General features: G+C 69.7%; 18 protein-coding genes. 1 reads left to right on the forward strand and 17 read right to left on the reverse strand.

Going from position 1 to position 16,778, the window contains the following annotated elements:
* Window positions 1-44: 44 nt before the first annotated feature.
* The 13 genes from ACH4TV_RS28870 to proS all read right to left on the reverse strand — a co-directional run bounded on the left by ACH4TV_RS28870 (window position 45) and on the right by proS (window position 9,702).
* Entirely contained in the window at window positions 45-353 is a 309-nt protein-coding gene (locus ACH4TV_RS28870; protein WP_003965949.1) for a DUF2469 domain-containing protein, read from the reverse strand.
* 55 nt (window positions 354-408) lie between these two features.
* Window positions 409-885 (reverse strand): NUDIX hydrolase, encoded by a 477-nt coding sequence (locus ACH4TV_RS28875; RefSeq protein WP_398403552.1) that lies wholly within the window; start codon window positions 883-885, stop codon window positions 409-411.
* A 37-nt stretch (window positions 886-922) separates the two neighbouring features.
* Window positions 923-1,669, reverse strand: a complete 747-nt coding sequence (gene lepB, locus ACH4TV_RS28880) for a signal peptidase I (protein ID WP_398403120.1) — start codon at window positions 1,667-1,669, stop codon at window positions 923-925.
* A gap of 89 nt (window positions 1,670-1,758) precedes the next feature.
* Complete coding sequence (gene lepB, locus ACH4TV_RS28885) at window positions 1,759-2,760, reverse strand: signal peptidase I (protein WP_398403122.1); 1,002 nt, start codon at window positions 2,758-2,760, stop codon at window positions 1,759-1,761.
* On the reverse strand, window positions 2,651-3,733 hold the full coding sequence (gene lepB, locus ACH4TV_RS28890) for a signal peptidase I (RefSeq protein ID WP_398403124.1): 1,083 nt from the start codon (window positions 3,731-3,733) through the stop codon (window positions 2,651-2,653). The genes lepB (ACH4TV_RS28885) and lepB (ACH4TV_RS28890) overlap by 110 nt, the downstream gene beginning before the upstream one ends.
* Entirely contained in the window at window positions 3,726-4,442 is a 717-nt protein-coding gene (gene lepB / locus ACH4TV_RS28895; protein ID WP_398403126.1) for a signal peptidase I, read from the reverse strand. Before lepB (ACH4TV_RS28895) ends, lepB (ACH4TV_RS28890) begins: the two co-directional genes overlap by 8 nt.
* 59 nt (window positions 4,443-4,501) lie before the next feature.
* On the reverse strand, window positions 4,502-4,852 hold the full coding sequence (gene rplS, locus ACH4TV_RS28900) for a 50S ribosomal protein L19 (RefSeq protein ID WP_013000407.1): 351 nt from the start codon (window positions 4,850-4,852) through the stop codon (window positions 4,502-4,504).
* A 133-nt stretch (window positions 4,853-4,985) separates the two neighbouring features.
* On the reverse strand, window positions 4,986-5,807 hold the full coding sequence (gene trmD, locus ACH4TV_RS28905; protein WP_398403128.1) for a tRNA (guanosine(37)-N1)-methyltransferase TrmD: 822 nt from the start codon (window positions 5,805-5,807) through the stop codon (window positions 4,986-4,988).
* The gene (rimM, locus tag ACH4TV_RS28910; RefSeq protein WP_398403130.1) at window positions 5,807-6,370 is read right to left on the reverse strand and encodes a ribosome maturation factor RimM; all 564 of its coding nucleotides are present in this window, start codon (window positions 6,368-6,370) and stop codon (window positions 5,807-5,809) included. Before rimM ends, trmD begins: the two co-directional genes overlap by 1 nt.
* 83 nt (window positions 6,371-6,453) lie before the next feature.
* Window positions 6,454-6,693, reverse strand: a complete 240-nt coding sequence (locus ACH4TV_RS28915) for an RNA-binding protein (RefSeq protein ID WP_006373563.1) — start codon at window positions 6,691-6,693, stop codon at window positions 6,454-6,456.
* A gap of 2 nt (window positions 6,694-6,695) precedes the next feature.
* Complete coding sequence (gene rpsP / locus ACH4TV_RS28920) at window positions 6,696-7,124, reverse strand: 30S ribosomal protein S16 (protein WP_329270370.1); 429 nt, start codon at window positions 7,122-7,124, stop codon at window positions 6,696-6,698.
* 308 nt (window positions 7,125-7,432) lie between these two features.
* Entirely contained in the window at window positions 7,433-8,035 is a 603-nt protein-coding gene (locus ACH4TV_RS28925; RefSeq protein WP_398403132.1) for a hypothetical protein, read from the reverse strand.
* A gap of 251 nt (window positions 8,036-8,286) precedes the next feature.
* On the reverse strand, window positions 8,287-9,702 hold the full coding sequence (gene proS, locus ACH4TV_RS28930) for a proline--tRNA ligase (protein ID WP_398403134.1): 1,416 nt from the start codon (window positions 9,700-9,702) through the stop codon (window positions 8,287-8,289).
* A gap of 198 nt (window positions 9,703-9,900) precedes the next feature.
* On the opposite strand from proS, the gene ACH4TV_RS28935 reads away from it, so the two are divergent.
* On the forward strand, window positions 9,901-10,755 hold the full coding sequence (locus ACH4TV_RS28935) for an SAM-dependent methyltransferase (RefSeq protein WP_398403136.1): 855 nt from the start codon (window positions 9,901-9,903) through the stop codon (window positions 10,753-10,755).
* Between the two features lie 127 nt (window positions 10,756-10,882).
* Here the strand turns inward: ACH4TV_RS28935 and ffh are convergent, their stop codons facing one another.
* The 4 genes from ffh to ACH4TV_RS28955 form a co-directional block, all read right to left on the reverse strand.
* Window positions 10,883-12,439, reverse strand: a complete 1,557-nt coding sequence (gene ffh, locus ACH4TV_RS28940; protein WP_398403138.1) for a signal recognition particle protein — start codon at window positions 12,437-12,439, stop codon at window positions 10,883-10,885.
* 121 nt (window positions 12,440-12,560) lie between these two features.
* Window positions 12,561-15,008, reverse strand: coding sequence for a [protein-PII] uridylyltransferase (locus ACH4TV_RS28945; RefSeq protein ID WP_398403140.1), 2,448 nt, complete (start codon window positions 15,006-15,008; stop codon window positions 12,561-12,563).
* Window positions 15,009-15,038: 30 nt separating this feature from the next.
* Complete coding sequence (locus tag ACH4TV_RS28950; RefSeq protein ID WP_006379495.1) at window positions 15,039-15,377, reverse strand: P-II family nitrogen regulator; 339 nt, start codon at window positions 15,375-15,377, stop codon at window positions 15,039-15,041.
* On the reverse strand, window positions 15,374-16,717 hold the full coding sequence (locus tag ACH4TV_RS28955) for an ammonium transporter (RefSeq protein WP_398403142.1): 1,344 nt from the start codon (window positions 16,715-16,717) through the stop codon (window positions 15,374-15,376). The genes ACH4TV_RS28950 and ACH4TV_RS28955 overlap by 4 nt, the downstream gene beginning before the upstream one ends.
* Window positions 16,718-16,778: the final 61 nt, after the last annotated feature.

A 16,778-nucleotide genomic window follows, 5' to 3' on the forward strand; every position in this document is an offset into this window, starting at 1 on the left:
AACCTCGGGATTGTGGATAACTCCGCCACCCACACGAGTGAGGATCAGCCGCCCGGGAGCTCCAGGTCGCTCTTGTTCAGTTCCTCGATGTTCACGTCCTTGAACGTGAGCACCCTCACCTGCTTCACGAACCGGGCCGGCCGGTACATGTCCCACACCCAGGCATCCGCCATGGACACCTCGAAGAACACCTCACCCTGGACCGAGTGCACCTGCATCTCGTAGTCGTTGGTGAGGTAGAAGCGCCGTTCGGTCTCGATCACATATTTGAACAGACCGACGACATCGCGGTACTCCCGGTAGAGCTTCAGCTCCATCTCGGTCTCGTACTTCTCGAGGTCCTCGGCGCTCATGGCATGTTCCCCTTCAGCCTTGCGTCCCCCCATTGTGCGCCAGCGCCGCGAGCCTCTAGACGATTTCCGTGTCGAGGGTCTCGGGCGTGGCCGGTGGGCCTTCGTCGAGCACCTTGCGCAGGAGCTCGGCGAGTCTGGTCGGATACACCGTCTCATGTGCCTGGGTCAGTTCCTGGCACGTCCACCAGCGCGCTCCGGCGACACTGCGCCGTTCCAGCTCCGTGAGACCCGTGGCCCGGGTCTCCGTCCGGTCCGTACGGGCCAGGTAGTACCACTCGTCCTGGTCCCAGCGGCGCCCCGCGAACGGGAAGGAGCAGGTTCGCCGCCACAGCACCGGGCCGAGTTCGATCCCGGTGATGCCGGTCTCCTCCGCGAGTTCCCGCAGCGCGGCCTCCTCGCGAGTTTCGTCGCCCTCCAGACCGCCACCGGGAGTGAACCACCAGTCGTCGGCCGGATCGTCGGGCTCATGTCCGTGCAGCAGCAGAATCCGGTCCCGTGGATCGAGCAGCACGACGCGGGACACCTTCCGCATCCCACCGGTGTACGTGTCTTCCGTACCGCCCGCCGCCTCAGCGGGCACCGGCCGACTCCGCCCCGGCGGCGCCGCGCCGCCTCCCCGCCAGCTTGGCGATCGGCCCGTACGCGCCGCCGCCCAGGACGAGCAGGCCGCCCACCACGATGGCGACGGTGACCAGCCGCAGCGGCCCCGGAGAGGACAGGCTCCCCACCGTCTCGAAGCCCGTGGGGCGGGCCAGCATGCCGTCCATGGGCCACACCACGGCGTCGACGCGGGCGGCCACCGCGCTGCGCGCCACCGTGCCGTTGAAGGCCTCCGTGAGGTGGGCCGTGGAGTCCAGAGAACCGGTGCGCTCGTCGCCGAGCAGGAACAGGCGCCCCTCGGGGACCGTGAGCGACGGGATGCCGACCAGCTCGGCGGCCTGACCCTCGCGCAGATAGGACTCCTGGATCTGCTTGCCGTTGACCGTCAGCTTGCCGTCGGTGCAGCAGGCGACGGTGTCCCCGCCCACGGCGACGACCCGCTTGACCATGGGCATGTCGCCCCAGCTCTCCTGCCTGAAGACCACGACGTCACCGCGCTTGATCTCGCCGCCGTCGATCCGCTGGGCCAGGACGCGGTCACCGGCCACGATGGTGGGCGACATGGAGTCGGTCGGCACAGTGTAGGGCTGGTAGAGGATCGCGCCCCAGACGAAGCCGCCGAGGAAGAGCACACAGCCGAGGGCCACGGCCAGTCCCGACAGCTTGCTGCCGAGCCGTCCGCGGCCCTCGTCCGTACGTGTCGTCGTGCTGCTCATCCCAGTGTTCCCCCAGCTCGGAGAAGCGATCTTCCGGCCCCGGTGCCACTGGGCCGGGTCACGGAAGATCGGCTGCCTGGGACGGCACCCTACCCGGCGGTACCCGACCCGGGAACACCGGAGTTTCCGACGGTAATGGGAGGGGTCGTACGCCCAACCGTGCGGCGCCTGCGCCACAGCACCAGCGGAACCGCGCCCACGAGGCCCAGGGCGCCCGGGGCGGCGGCGCTCAGGTTCTGGTCGAAGGTGTCGGGAACCGGCAGCGTGTCCCAGCGGGTGGGCGGCCAGGCGACCACGATGGCACGGCCGACGACGTTGTCCACGGGGACGAAGCCCTGGTTCTTGTCCTCCTGGTGGTACCGGGAGTCCAGCGAGTTCTGGCGGTGGTCACCCATGACCCAGATTTTGCCCGTGGGTACCGTCACCTTGAACTGCCCGCCCTGGTCGTCGACGCTGCACGGGGTGTTCCCCGCGTAGACGTACGGCTCGTTGAGCGGCTGTCCGTTGACCTTCAGCGGGCCCGTGCCGTTGCACTCGATGGTGTCGCCGCCGACACCGATGACGCGCTTGATGAGGTCCTTCTCGTTGGCGGACGGCATCAGGCCGATCCAGCCGAGAACCCGCTGCACGGGGTTCGGTTCGATGGTCGGCTCGCCGGCCAGCCAGTCGGCGGGGTCGTGGAAGACGACGACCTCACCGCGCTCGGGCTCGGAGCCGAACCACGGGGTCAGCTTGTCGACCAGAACCCGGTCGCCCTGCTCCAGCGTGTGCTGCATGGAGTCCGAAGGGATGGAGAAAGCCTGGACCAGGAAGGTCTTGATCAGCAGTGCGAGCACCAGCGCGATACCGATGAGCAGCGGCAACTCCTTCCAGAAGGAGCGCTGCTTCCTGGGCTTGTGGCCCGGCTCGTCGTCCTCCGAGGTCTCGTCCCCGGTCCCGGAGGACCCTGAGCCGCTCCCGGAGAGCCCTGGGGCCCCGGAGTCACTCTCGGTGGGGCCGGCGTCCTCTGCGGCCGGTGACACCGGCTCCGCGGGGCGCTGTTCCTCGGGACCGTCCTGTCCGGACCGTGCGCCGACCGCCAAATCCCCCACATCCACTCCTCACTCCGAACCACCGCCCGCGCCGGATGCGACGCAGGCCCACCACTCCCATAACGAGCGGGAGTTCCGCAGGGGTCGGGAGCGGGATCGATCCGTATCGATCCGCGGAAGCCACCCTATGCGACTGGCTGAGGGCGGCGGCCGACCCGCCCGGCACCGACGAGAACGTGTCCGGCTCCTCCAGGCGGGTCCAGTGGCCGAACGGCCAGGCGATGACCATGGCCCGGCCCACGACGGAGTCCAGAGAGACGGTGCCGCTGAACGCCTCGGTGCGGTGGTAGCGGGAGTCGGCGGAGTTGGCCCGGTGGTCACCCATGACGAACAGCCGCCCCGCGGGGACCTTCACCTCGAAGGTGAACGAGGACGGTTTGTTGCCGGGGTGGATGTAGGTCGTCTCCTCCAGCGGCATGCCGTTGACGGTCACCCGGCCCTGGGAGTCGCAGCACTTGACGGTGTCGCCGCCGACCGCGACGACCCGCTTGATGAGGTCCTTCTCGTTGTCCGAGGGCAGCAGGCCGATGAAGGTGAGCGCCTGTTTGACCTGCTTGACGACGATGGGGTCCTCGCCCTTCGCGGCCGCCGGCTCGTCGTCGAGCCAGCCGCCGGGGTCCTTGAAGACGACGACATCACCGCGCGTGGGCTCGGAGCCGAACCAGGGGGTGAACTTGTCCACGAGGACGCGGTCGCCGATCTGGATCGTGTTCTCCATCGAGCCCGACGGAATCACGAACGCCTGCACGAGGAACGTCTTCAGGACCAGGGCTATCAGGACGGCGACGCCCACGAGGAGAGGTATCTCCTTGACGGCCGAGCGCTGCCTGCGCCGCTTGACCTTGCGCTGGAGCTTGCGCCGCTCCGCGCGGCCCGGTCTGGCCGAGGCGCCGGCCGCCCGGCGGAAGCCGGTGGGCAGCAGTTGGTCGGCGGCGCTGATGGGCACACCGCGCGGCCTGCCGCGGTTACCCATGGACACCGTCCGCGGCGGGCACACGCGCGTACGCGCCGGGTCGGTCCAGTTCGGTCCAGTGTTCGCTGGGCCAGGCGATCCAGTCGGCCCGACCGATCACCCTGCCGACGGGGACCATGCCGCCGCCGGGCGAACCCAGGTGGTCCCGGGAGTCACTGGAGTCGCCGCGGTGGTCCCCCAGGACGAACAGTCTGCCCTCGGGCACGACGACGTCGAAGGACACCGTGGACGGGCTGTCACCGGGGTAAAGGAATGTCGACTCGTCGACCGACCGGCCGTTCACCTCGATCCTCCCCTCCTTGTCGCAGCAGACCACATGGTCTCTCCCCACACCCACAACGCGTTTGATGTAGTCGGCGTGCCCGAAGTAGCCGGTTCCGTCGAACACGACGACGTCACCGCGCCGCGGATCGGCACCGAAACGGTACGCCAACTTATTTACGAGAACGCGGTCCCCGATCCTCAATCCGCTCTCCATCGAGCGGCTCGGAATTTCGAACGGCTGCATGACGAACCTGCTGAAGAGCAGCAGGAAAACCAGACAGACCAGCACGCTCAGGGTGATCCGGCCGCCCGGGAGCCAGTCGGCCGCCCGGGACACCAACGCGAAACGCGACCGGCCCTCCGGCCCCTCGGTGTCCGAGATCTCCTCGGATCGAACAGGGCGGGAGGAGCGGTCGCGCTCCGTCGGCTGTGCTTCGGTGTCCATCGGGGCAGGATGTTATCCGGCCTCGATGTGAGCCTTCTTTATGTCGGCTCGGCGAAGGCTCAGTTGTCGCGCTTCTCCTTGATCTTCGCGGCCTTGCCGCGCAGCTCACGGAGGTAGTACAGCTTCGCGCGACGCACGTCACCGCGGGTGACCAGCTCGATCTTCTCGACGATCGGGGTGTGCACCGGGAAGGTGCGCTCCACGCCGACGGAGAACGAGACCTTGCGGACCGTGAAGGTCTCGCGGACACCGGCGCCCTGGCGGCGGATGACTACGCCCTTGAACTGCTGCACACGGGAGCGGTTGCCCTCGATGACGCGGACGTGGACGTTGACGGTGTCACCCGGGCGGAAGGCCGGGATGTCACTGCGCAGCGACGCGGAGTCGACGGAGTCGAGCAGGTGAGACATTTCGTCTGCTTTCTTCGCTGATGCCACAGGTCATCAACGGGAGCTTGGTTTTCAGAAGGATGCTGTCCGTGCCGGGGCGGGCGTCGTGTCCCCCCGTGGCAGGGGCGCACGCCGGACGACGCACAACAGCGCCCTATTCTTCCACGCCGTCCGGCCTGCGCCAAAATCGGCCGCCGGCCGCCGGCTGCCACCCCATGATGGAGAGCATCTCGCGGTCCTTCTTGTCGAAGGCCGACGCGTCGGTCTGCTCGATCAGGTCGGGCCGGTTGGCGGCCGTACGACGCAGCGCCTCGTCCCGGCGCCAGCGCGCGATCTTGCCGTGGTGGCCACTGAGCAGTACGTCCGGGATCTCCCGGCCGCGCCACTGGGGCGGCTTGGTGTAGATGGGCCCCTCCAGGAGGTTGGCCATGGGGCCCGGCGCGAAGGAGTCGTCCCGGTGCGACTCGGCGTTGCCGAGGACCCCGGGCAGCAGACGCGCGACGGCCTCCGTGATCACGAGTACCGCCGCCTCACCGCCGGCGAGGACATAGTCGCCGATGGACACCTCGTAGACGGGCATCCGGGTGGCGTACTCGTCGATGACCCGCCGGTCGATGCCCTCGTAGCGGGCGGGCGTGAAGACCAGCCATGGCCGCTCGGACAGCTCGACGGCCAGCGCCTGGGTGAAGGGGCGGCCACTGGGCGTGGGCACGACCAGCGCGGGCATACGGGAGCCGGTCTCGTATCCCTCGGCCAGGACGTCGTCCAGCGCTTCGCCCCAGGGGTCGGTCTTCATGACCATGCCCGGGCCGCCACCGTAGGGCGTGTCATCGACCGTGTTGTGGCGGTCGTACGTCCAGTCCCGAAGATGATGCACGTGCACATTCAGCTGTCCACGCGCGCGTGCCTTGCCGACGAGCGAGACGTTCAGGGGTTCGAGGTACTCGGGGAAGATCGTGACGACGTCGAGACGCATCAGGCGCCGGCCTCCGAGGAGCTCTCGTCATCTCGGGACGACGCGATTTCGGCGTTGTCGTCGATCAGACCCGGCGGCGGGTCGATGACCGCCCGCTGCTCCTCCAGGTCGATCTCCAGCACGATCTCCTGGACGAACGGGATGTACACCTCGCTGCCGTCGGGGCGCTCCACGACGAACAGGTCCTGGGAGGGCAGGTGCGAGATCTCGGTGATGCGCCCGACCTCGGTGCCGTCGGCCAGGACCACGTCCAGGTCCATCAGCTGGTGGTCGTAGTACTCGTCCTCACCCTCGGGCATCTCCTCGGGGTCGACGTCGGCGATCAGCAGGACGTTGCGCAGCGCCTCGGCGCCGGTCCGGTCATGTACGCCCGCGAAGCGCAACAGGAGACGGCCGCTGTGCACCCGGCCGGTCTCGATGGTCAGCGGGCCCGCCGTGGCCGGGTCGGTGGCCAGGACGGCACCGGGAGGGAGCCGCAGTTCCGGCTCGTCCGTACGTACCTCGACGGTGACCTCGCCCTTGATGCCGTGGGCGCGTCCCACGCGCGCGACTACGAGCTGCACGTTCTGGAATCTCCTGTCGTACGACTACGGGCCGGGGACGGCCCAAGTGGCCTTCCCCGGCCCGAGCCGGTGCTGCGTGATGATCAGCGAACCTGGTCCACGTCGACGAGGTCGACACGGACACCGCGGCCGCCGATGGCGCCCACGACGGTACGCAGGGCACGGGCGGTACGGCCGTTGCGACCGATCACCTTACCGAGGTCGTCGGGATGGACCCGGACCTCCAGAACGCGCCCACGACGCAGGTCACGCGAGGCGACCTGCACTTCGTCGGGGTTGTCGACGATGCCCTTCACGAGGTGCTCGAGAGCCTCCTCGAGCATGCTCAGGCCTCGGTCGGCGCAGCCGCAGAGGACTCAGCCGGAGCCTCGTCCTTCTTCTCAGCCTTCTTCTTCTGGGTGATGGCCTCACCCTTGCCCTCGTTGTCGCCGCCCAGGGCCTCGAACAACGGGCGCGCGGGCTTCGGAGCGGCCACGAGCAGCGGGGCCGGGGCGGGCAGACCCTTGAACTTCTGCCAGTCGCCGGTCAGCTTGAGGATGGCGAGAACCGGCTCGGTCGGCTGCGCGCCGACACCCAGCCAGTACTGCGCACGCTCGGTGTCGACCTCGATGCGCGAGGGGTTCTGCACCGGGTGGTACAGGCCGATCTCCTCGATGGCCCGGCCGTCACGGCGGGTACGGGAGTCGGCGACGACGATGCGGTAGTGAGGCGAACGGATCTTGCCCAGACGCTTCAGCTTGATCTTGACTGCCACGGGAGTGGGTTCTCCTGGAATTGACGTGGTTGGGCACGGCGAGATTGCCGCGTGGGGTTGCGGTACCCGAGTGCCCGATGGACGCGTCAGCCGGAGGCGAGAGGGTTCCTGTGCGGCTGTCGAGTACAGCTGGCCATTCTGCCACACCCCACGGGTCGCCTGGACCGGAGGGTGTGCGCCCACGCCTGCGGGGCGCCGCTGCGAGCGACCGCCGGCAGGCGGACGGTCACAGCGGCACCTCGCCGGACATCCCCACGTGTTCATCCGGCACCCACGAGATGCCGGTCTCGATCACGAAGCGGGTCGGGTCAGGCGGCGCCCGCGCCCACGATCTCCGGGATTCTGAACGGCTTGCCGCAGCCGCCGCAGACGATCGGCGCCTGCGCCAGCACCGACGGGACGACCCGCACGTTGCGACCGCAGTCGCAGACGGCCTTCACACGCACTCCGCCCCCGGAGGAGCCATGGCGCGCGGCCGGGCCGCGGAAGGAGCGGGTCGTGTCGGAGGACGTGGCGACCGTGTGCGCCTTCAGGGCACGCTGGAGCCGCTCCATGGTGGGGCGGTAGCGCCGCTTGGCCTCGGGGTTGAGCGTGACCAGCGAGAAGCCGCTGCTGGGGTGCGGTTCCTCCGGGTGGTCCAGGCCCAGCTCCTCGGCGATGGCGAGGAATCTGCGGTTGTGGTACCGGCCGGCCCGGGAGGTGTCGCGGACTCCGCGGGCGGCAGCGATGCCATGGACTGCCTCATGGAGCAGTCGCTCGAAGGAGAGCGCGTGCCCGCAGGCGGACGACGACTCTCCGATCAGGGACTCGGGCGCGGCAAGATCGGGCAGCTCGGGGTGGTACCGCTGAATGTCGGCCCACGCCTGCGCCAGCTCTGCGGCGAGAACAGGTGGTGTCTGTGTCGTGCTCACGTAATGACAACGAGCCTGAGTGCCGCTGTGTTCCGATTCCGGGGCATCCCAAATAATTTGCACGTACCCGTCAGTTGCGACTGATGCGTCCTGACGAGGGCGGGTGCGCTGATCTGCGGAGAAGCCTCACAGCTCATACCAAGCCGGTGCGTAGCCCCACGTACGACCCGGCGCGTAGACGTCGTCCGCACGCCGGGGCACCTGTGGTCGGCCGGTGCGCAAGAGGCGTTTCGGTCGCTCTCGTCCGCACCTCAGTAGGCGCGCGCGACAACGGCGACGTTACCGGGTGCGTCGTCGGCGTCGGGGACCGACCCGTCCGCGGCGACCAGACACCGTACGGTCACCGCGTGCTCACCCAGCCTGGCCTCGCCCTTTTCGCCGAGCACCGCCCAGGGGACGCGCGCCCAGCCGCCGGCGGTCGCCGCCTCGACGGCCTCCTCGACCGTCGACACGTCCGCGGTACGCGACTCCCGGCGCTCGCGCGACTGGGTCAGCAGCAGCGCCTGGTCCTCTTCGAGGACAGTGGGCAGCAGTCGTACGAGCGCGTCGAGGGCCACCGGTTCCTTGCCGCCCGGGATGCGGCGGACGAGCATCGCGGTGCCGTTCTCCAGGTCACGGGGGCCGACCTCGATGCGTACGGGTACGCCCTTGAGCTCCCAGTCGACGGCGCGACGACCGAAGGGAACATCTGTGCGGTCGTCTACGTGGACGCGTACACCCGCCGCCTTCAGCCGGTCGCCGAGTTCGCGGACCTTGGCCAGAACCGCTTCGTCGCCCTTGATCGCGATGACGACGGCCTGGATCGCGGCGAGGCGCGGCGGGACCCGCAGACCGTTGTCGTCGCCGTGGGCCATCACCAGGGCGCCGATCATGCGGGTCGTCGAACCCCAGGACGTCTGCCAGACGAGTTCCTGCCTGCCTTCCTTCGACAGGTAGCGGGTGTTGAACGCCTTGGCGAAGTTCTGGCCCAGCTCATGACTGGTCGCCATCTGGAGGGCCTTGCCGTCGCCCATCATGCCTTCGAGCGTGAGCGTGTTGATCGCACCCGCGAAACGCTCCTTGGCCGTCTTGCGGCCGGGAACCGTGTCCATCGCGAGGACGTTCACCATGAAGTCCTCGTAGACGCTCCGGTGGATGTGCGCGGCGAAGGCGCGGGCGTCCGCACGGGTGGCGTGCGCGGTGTGGCCCTCCTGCCACAGGAACTCCGTCGTCCGGAGGAAGAGGCGGGGGCGCAGCTCCCAACGCACCACGTTCGCCCACTGGTTGATCAGCAGGGGCAGGTCGCGGTAGCTCTGCACCCACTTCGAGAAGTAGTCGTTGATGATCATCTCGGAGGTGGGGCGCACCACCGCGGGCTCTTCGAGGTCCTTGCCGCCGGCGTGCGTGACCACGGCCAGCTCCGGCGCGAAACCCTCGACGTGCTCGGCCTCCTTGGCGAAGTACGACTGCGGGATCAGCAGCGGGAAGTACGCGTTCTGCGCACCCGTCTCCTTGATGCGCGCGTCCATCTCCTGCTGCATCCGCTCCCACAGCCCGTACCCGTACGGCCGGATGACCATGGTGCCCCGCACCGGACCGTTCTCGGCCAACTCGGCCTTGCCGACCAGATCCTGGTACCAGCGGGGGAAGTCAATTGCCTGCGGCGTGAGTACGGGTGCCTTTGCCATGGAGAGATGCTACGGGCGCACGTTGCCGGTATGTGAATTCTTTTCCTGGGCGCAGCCGGCGCACAACCTCGGCTCCACAACCCCTGGACGGCGGGACGGGGGCGCAGTTTCCTGGCATACGGGGGAAGTGCGACCGCACTGCACGGGGGCCCTGGAATCGGGCACAGCGGCAACACTCGGCGGATTGGGGCGCTTTCGATGACACCTACGCTCGTGCGGCAGCACCTGCCTCACGCGGGTCCGACGACCCGTGTGGACCTGTGCGCACGCGCGCGTGACTGGTCGGAGATCCAGGAGCGGATGCTCGTACCGCTCTTCGAGACGGTCTACGACCGCCTCGAAGTGGGCACCGGCACCCGGCTGCTCGGCCTCGGCTGCGGTTCGGGCCTGGCCCTGCTGATGGCGACCGCGAGAGGCGCCGCCGTCACCGGTGTCGAGGCCTCCTCACCCGAACGGCTGAGCCTCGCGCGGGAGCGTCTGCTGCCCGGATCGTGGGGCACACACGCGCGTGCCGACGTCCGGCTCGTGACGGGCCTCCCAGAGGACGCCGAGAACGCCGGCGCGCCCGCGTACACCCTCGTGACCGCGTTCGAGCCGATCGGCTGTCTGGCGGGCGACTCCGAGGGGCTCGGCGAAACGCTCGCGGCTGCGGTGCCGGCCGTGCGGGGCACGCCGGTGGTGCTGGTGGGCTGGGGTCCGCCGGAGCGGTGCGCCACTTCGGCCGTCCTGCGGGTCGCGGCGCGGCTCGCGGATCCGCTGCGGGTCGCGGGCAGTTGGCGCCCCTCGCTCCGCGACGACCTGGAGGAGGTCGCCCAGCGGGCGGGCCTGCGCCCGGACGGCTCTGGGCGGGTGGCATGCCCGTTCGGGTACGCGGACATGGACAGCGCGGTACGAGGGCTGCTGTCGACGGGGCTGTTCGACGCGGCGATCACGGCGACCGGCCGGGAGCAGGTCGACAAGGAACTGGCGGAGGCGCTGCACCCGTACCAGCGGCGGGACCGGACCGTCTGGATGCCGAACGTCTTCCGGTACCTGATCGCCCGGACACCGTAAGACGCCCCGTACGGATCACACGCCCCGGGCGCGGGCACGCGCAGAACGAGCGAGGGCGCCCCTCCGGAGAGGGGCGCCCTGAACGACGTACGGAACGTCTCGAATCAGCTCAGCGACTGCTCACAGCTCACATGAACTTCTTGAACTCGTCCGGCAGTTCGAAGTCCTGGCCGGCCTGCTGGCCCGGCAGACCGAAGGCGCCGCCCGGGGTGCCCTGGGCGCCGGCGGCCTTGCGCTCGGCCTCCTCCTGCTCCTGCTGCTTGCGCTTCATCGGGTTGCCGGAGCGCTGCTTGCCCTTGGCCTGCTTGGGCTGCTTCTTCGACCGGCCGGGGCCGCCACCCATGCCCGGCATCCCGGGCATCCCCGGCATGCCACCGCCCTGGGCCATGCGGGACATCATCTTGCGGGCCTCGAAGAACCGCTCGACCAGCCCCTTGACCGCGCTGACCTCGACACCGGAGCCCTTGGCGATACGGGCGCGGCGCGAGCCGTTGATGATCGTCGGCTCGTGGCGCTCGGCCGGGGTCATCGACTTGATGATGGCCGCCGTACGGTCGACATCGCGCTCGTCGAGGTTGTTGATCTGGTCCTTGATCTGCCCCATGCCGGGCAGCATGCCGAGGAGTTTGGAGATCGACCCCATCTTCCTGACCTGCTCCATCTGGGCCAGGAAGTCGTCCAGGGTGAAGTCCTGGCCCTTCTTGGACGCCAGCTTGGAGGCCATGGCCTCGGCTTCTTCCTGGCTGAACGTCTTCTCCGCCTGCTCGATCAGGGTGAGCAGGTCACCCATGTCGAGGATGCGGGAGGCCATCCGGTCAGGGTGGAACGCGTCGAAGTCGTCGAGCTTCTCGCCGTTCGACGCGAACATGATCGGCTTGCCGGTCACGGAGGCGATCGAGAGGGCCGCACCACCGCGGGCATCACCGTCGAGCTTCGACAGGACGACACCGTCGAAGCCGACGCCGTCCCGGAAGGCCTCGGCCGTGTTGACGGCGTCCTGGCCGATCATGGCGTCGACGACGAAGAGGATCTCGTCCGGCGAGACAGCGTCGCGGATGTCCGCGGCCTGCTGCATCAGCTCGGCGTCGATACCGAGGCGGCCGGCGGTGTCCACGATCACGATGTCGTGGACCTTGGTCTTCGCGAACTCCATGGAGTCCTTGGCGACCTTGACCGGGTCCCCGACCCCGTTGCCCGGCTCGGGCGCGTAGACCGCGACCCCGGCCCGCTCGGCGACGACGCTGAGCTGGTTGACGGCGTTGGGGCGCTGGAGGTCGGCGGCGACGAGGAGGGGCGAGTGGCCCTGGTCCTTGAGCCACTTGCCGAGCTTGCCCGCGAGGGTGGTCTTACCGGCACCCTGGAGACCGGCCAGCATGATGACGGTCGGGGGCTGCTTGGAGAAGCGCAGGCGGCGGGTCTCGCCACCCAGGATCGTGACCAGTTCCTCGTTGACGATCTTGAGGACCTGCTGGGCGGGGTTCAGGGCCTTGGACACGTCGGAGCCGAGGGCACGCTCCTTGACGTTCTTGATGAACGTCCGTACGACCGGCAGGGCCACGTCGGCTTCGAGGAGCGCGATACGGATCTCGCGGGCCGTGGCGTCGATGTCCGCCTCGCTCAGGCGCCCCTTGCCGCGCAGGTTCTTGAAAGTCGCTGACAAGCGGTCGGAGAGAGTATCGAACACGGCGGCGTCGGTCCTCGGAGTAGGGGGCAGAGTGGGCTGTTCTCCAGGGTATCCGGCCCCGCAAGCAATTCGTCCCCGCCTGCTGAATCAGCAGGCGGGGACGGGAATCCCGCGTGGGTGGTCACCCCCGCAGCATCTCCTCCAGCTTCCGTGCCACCGTGGACGCCTCGGCCCCCGGCAGGGGCGCGCCCTTGCGGTTGGTCACGTAGAACGCGTCCACCGCGTTGGAACCGAGCGTGCTGACGTGCATGCTCCGCACCCGCACCCCCGCGTCCTCCAGTGCGCGCCCTATCCGGTGCAGCAGCCCCGGGGCGTCCTGCGCGCGCACCTCGATCACCGTGGCCTGCCGGGACGCGGCCGGATGCACGGTCACCCGGGCCGCCGGCGCCACCACGCCCCGGCGCCGCGGGTACGCCGCGTCGCGCTCGGCCAGGCGGCCCGCGATGTCCAGGGAGCCGTCCAGGGCCCGTACGAGGTCGGCGCGCAGCCGGGCCGCCTGGGGCAGGGAGCCGTACTCGGCGGCGACGCGCCAGTCGAGCAGCAGGACCGCGCCCTCGACGCCGTCGGGGAGGTCCAGTGCACGCAGTTCCGCGGTGCGGACGGTCAGGCGGTGCATCGCGAGGACGCCGGCGACCGCGGGCAGCACGCCCGGCTGGTCCGGTACGGCGATCAGCAGTTCGACGCCCAGTGGTTCGGGATCGCCGGACGGCTGCTCCTCCGTCGGCACCTCGGTCTGCGCGCGCAGCGCCAGCACCGGGCTGCCCGTGGCGACGGCCTCGATGGCGAGCCGCTCCTGTTCGGCGGTGGGTGCGGCGGCCTCGGGTTCCTCGGAGGCGTCCCCGGCGAGCACGGCCGCGACGCGTTTCACCAGGTCGGCGACTAGGGAAGCGCGCCAGGTCGACCAGGCGGCCGGGCCCGTCGCCAGGGCGTCGGACTCGGTGAGCGCGTGGAGCAGTTCCAGGGTGCCCTGCGAGCCGACCGCCTCGGCGACCGAGCGCACGGTGGCCGGGTCCTCCAGGTCACGCCGGGTGGCCGTGTCGACGAGCAGCAGGTGATGACGTACGAGGGTCGCCAGCACGGCGACGTCCGCGCGGTCGAAGCCGATGCGGGCGGCCACGTCCTTGGCGATGATCTCGCCGGCGACGGAGTGGTCGCCCGGCCAGCCCTTGCCGATGTCGTGGAGCAGCGCGGAGACGAGGAGGAGGTCGGGGCGGCTGACCCGGCGGGTGAACTCGGAGGCCCGGACGGCCGTTTCGATCAGGTGGCGGTCGACCGTCCAGATGTGGACGGCGTTGCGCTGCGGGCGGCAGCGGACCCGCTCCCAGTCGGGGAGGAAGTGGGTGATCAGGCCCTCGGCCTCCAGCGCCTCCCAGACGTCGATGGTCGGGCGGCCGGAGCCGAGCAGAGTCACCAGCTGTTCGCGGGCCTCGGCCGGCCAGGGGGTGGGCAACGGGCGCGCTGCCGCTGCCATGCGGCGGACCGCGTGCAGGGAGAGCGGAAGTCCCGCCTGGGCGGCTGCCGCGGCGGCGCGCAGAGGCAGTACGGGGTCACGGTCGGGGCGGGCGGCGCGGGCGAGCACCACCTCGCCGTCCTGCTCGACGACCCCCTCCGCCAGCGGGGAACGTTCCGCCACCGGTTTGCCGCCGCCCAGCATGGCGCGCAGGCGCGGGCGTACGGCGCGCGATCGCAGCACGCGCCCCACCTCGCGCCAGGTCACGTCACTCGCGTACGAGACGACGCGTGCCGCCTCGTACACCTGCCGCAGGAGGGTGTCGGCGTCGAGGAGTCCGAGCTCGGCGGCTACCTGGTCCTGTTCCTGGAGGGCGAGGCGGTCGGTGGCGCGGCCGGTGGTGAGGTGGAGGGCGTCGCGGACGTCCAGCAGGCGGCGGCGCGCGTCGGCGAGGCCCTCGCGAGGGGCGTCGGCCAGCCAGGAGGCCGCGACGGCGCGCAGGGCGGTGGCGTCGCGCAGGCCGCCGCGGGCCTCCTTGAGGTCGGGTTCGAGGAGGTACTGCAGCTCGCCCTGGCGCTCGGCCCGTTCGGCGCAGAGTTCCTGGAGTTCGGGGAGGCGTTTGGGGGCCTGGTTGCGCCAGTCCGCGAGGACCGCGGTGCGCAGGCCGGCCGTGAGGCCGAGGTCGCCGGCCAGGTGGCGGGCGTCCAGCAGGCCCAGCTGCACCTTGAGGTCGTCGGCCGACACCTTGCGGGCCTCGGACGGTGTCCGGACGGAGTGGTCGAGGGCGAGGCCCAGGTCCCAGACGGGGTACCAGAGGCGGTCGGCGAGGGCCGCGACGCCGGCGGAGTCGCTGCCGTCGTGCAGGAGGAGCAGGTCCAGGTCGCTGCGCGGGGACAGCTCGCCTCTGCCGTAGCCGCCGACGGCGACCAGGGACACTCCGCGCAGTCCCTCGGCGGCCGCCGTGAACAGACCGGTCAGCCAGTCGTCGGTCAGTTCGGCCAGGGCCGCACGGCGCGGCGGCCCGGACTGCTCCCCCTCGTTGAGGAGGTGCAGCCGGGCCGCCGCATAGCCGCTGGGTCCCGAGTCCTCTGCATCCTTACGCACGTTCGTACTCGTCACCCAGCGACTCCTGTTCTTTTTTCTGCTGCCTCAGAGCGCGTCCGGGCCGCGCTCGCCGGTGCGGACCCGGACAGCGGTCTCGACCGGGAGGGACCAGACCTTGCCGTCACCGATCTTGCCGGTCCTGGCCGCCTTGACGATGACGTCGATCAGACCCTCGGCGTCGTCGTCCTCGGCGAGGACCTCGATACGGATCTTGGGAACCAGGTCGACCGTGTACTCGGCGCCTCGGTAGACCTCGGTGTGGCCCCGCTGACGACCGTAGCCGCTCGCTTCGGTGACTGTCAGACCATGGACCCCGAAGGCCTGGAGGGCTTCCTTGATCTCGTCGAGCCGGTGGGGCTTCACAACGGCGGTGATGAGCTTCATGCGTCCACCTTCTTGCTCTCGCCACCGACGGCCGCCGGGGGGACGGTCGTACGGGCGGCGCCGCCGCCGGCGCCGCTGAAGTCGTATGCGGTCTCGGCGTGCTCGGCCTGGTCGATGCCGGCGATCTCGTCGTCCTCGGGGACGCGCATGCCGATCGTCTTGTCGAGGAGGAAGGCGAGGATCGCGGAGACGACCAGGGAGTAGCCGAGGACGGCGAAGACGCCGGCGCACTGCTTCCAGAACTGGTCGAGGCCGCCGCCGTAGAAGAGGCCCTCGACGTCCGACTGGCCCTTGCCGCTGGCGAAGAAGCCGATCAGCAGGGAGCCGACGACACCACCGACGAGGTGGACGCCGACGACGTCGAGCGAGTCGTCGTAACCGAGCTTGTACTTGAGGCCGACAGCCATGGCGCACAGCACACCGGCGATGGCGCCGACGGCGATCGCGCCGATCGGGGAGACCGCACCGCCCGAGGGGGTGATGGCGACGAGACCCGCGACCGCGCCGGAAGCGGCGCCCAGCGTGGTGAACGCGCCGTGGCGGATCTTCTCGTAGGCGAGCCAGGCAAGCATGGCGGCGGCGGTGGCGACCTGCGTGTTGACGAACATCAGGGAGCCGACGCCGTCGTCGTTGCCGAGCCACGAGCCGGCGTTGAAGCCGAACCAGCCGAACCACAGCAGACCGGCGCCGAGCATGACCAGCGGGAGGCTGTGCGGGCGCATCGGGTCCTTCTTGAACCCGACGCGCTTGCCGATGACCAGGATCACGCCGAGCGCCGCGGCACCCGCGTTGATGTGGACGGCCGTACCACCGGCGAAGTCGATGACGCCGAGCTCGAAGGCCCAGCCGCCCGCGCCCCATACCCAGTGGGCGACGGGGAAGTACACGATCGTGGCCCACAGGGCGACGAACAGGGCCCACGCGGTGAACTTCACGCGGTCCGCGAGGGCGCCGCTGATCAGGGCGGGCGTGATGATCGCGAACATCATCTGGAAGACCATGAAGGCCAGGATCGGGATGGTGTAGCCGTCCCACAGGTCGGCCGTGCCGATGTCACTGAGACCGACCCAGCCCGAGTTCCAGCCGATGAGGCTGCCCTTGTCGGTGCCGAACGCGAGGGAGAAGCCGTACAGCACCCACAGAAGGGTGACGATGCCGATGCTGATAAAGCTCATCATCAACATGTTCAGGGTGCTCTTGACCCGGACCATGCCTCCGTAGAAGAAGGCGAGTCCGGGGGTCATGAGCAACACCAGTGCCGAACAGATCAGCATGAACCCGGTGTTTGCGGCAGACAGCGTGGGAGCGTCTGCGGCTAGCGTGATGGCGGCTGATGCCATCGGCGTCTCCTCGTCATTGGTACGGCCCCGTGCGGGCGAAGCCTGAGCGGATTGAGGGGTG

The organism is Streptomyces sp. NPDC020898 (assembly GCF_044333925.1).
Taxonomy (GTDB): Bacteria; Actinomycetota; Actinomycetes; order Streptomycetales; family Streptomycetaceae; genus Streptomyces.